Annotated in this window: 1 protein-coding gene; it reads right to left on the bottom strand. The window is 51.3% G+C overall.

Translation table 11 applies throughout. The features are described from left to right. Positions 1-594 (bottom strand): phosphate regulon sensor protein PhoR (locus FDX22_RS27550; protein ID WP_146718075.1); only part of this gene is annotated, 594 nt, incomplete at its 3' end. Between the last annotated feature and the right edge of the window lie 45 nt (positions 595-639).

Below are 639 nucleotides of genomic sequence, written 5' to 3'. Positions count from 1 at the left end.
GGCGAAAAAGTTACGTCGGGAACCTTCCAGTTGATGCATCTGCGTAACGTCGCGCGCCACCATCAGCAGTTGCTTATCGGTATAGGGCATCACGCGAATTTCCAGATGCCGTCCGGTGTTGAGTACCAGATTAATTGGCCGACTAAAGTCGCGTGTTTTCAGATACAGCGTAAATTCCGGGTAGCGCAGCAGATTAAGGATATTTTGCCCGCTATCGTCCGGCCAGCGTAACCCTAAAACNCCTTCTTCGGTGGTTAGCACCACTGCGTCGGGCAGTGATTCGGCGCCGCTGCGAAAGCGTTTAATGAGGTTACCCAATTCGCGACGGCGCTTTTTGTTACGCAGCTGCATTTGATGCAGCCCATATAACAACGGCTCCCAACTGCCGCGCCCCGGCGGCGGCGTCATACTTCTGTCGACCCATAGCCACCAGGACAAACGTAATAAATTCCAGAAATGCCAGATAAGCAGGCCCGTTACCGACGCCAGTAAAAACCAGGGTAGATAACCAAAAAAAGCGCTAAGGATAAAAGCCGGTATGCAGCAGAGGATCAGCTCCAGTACCAACCTTTTCCATGACAATCGTTCAAGCAAACGTCTTACTCCATTTACAGCCTAATCCCTTAGGCCCTTATTACT

The sequence above is a fragment of the Citrobacter sp. TBCS-14 genome (assembly GCF_005280805.1).
GTDB lineage: Bacteria > Pseudomonadota > Gammaproteobacteria > Enterobacterales > Enterobacteriaceae > Citrobacter > Citrobacter gillenii.
Note: the sequence above shows the minus strand (reverse complement) of the source record. Positions and strands in the feature narration are given on the sequence as shown.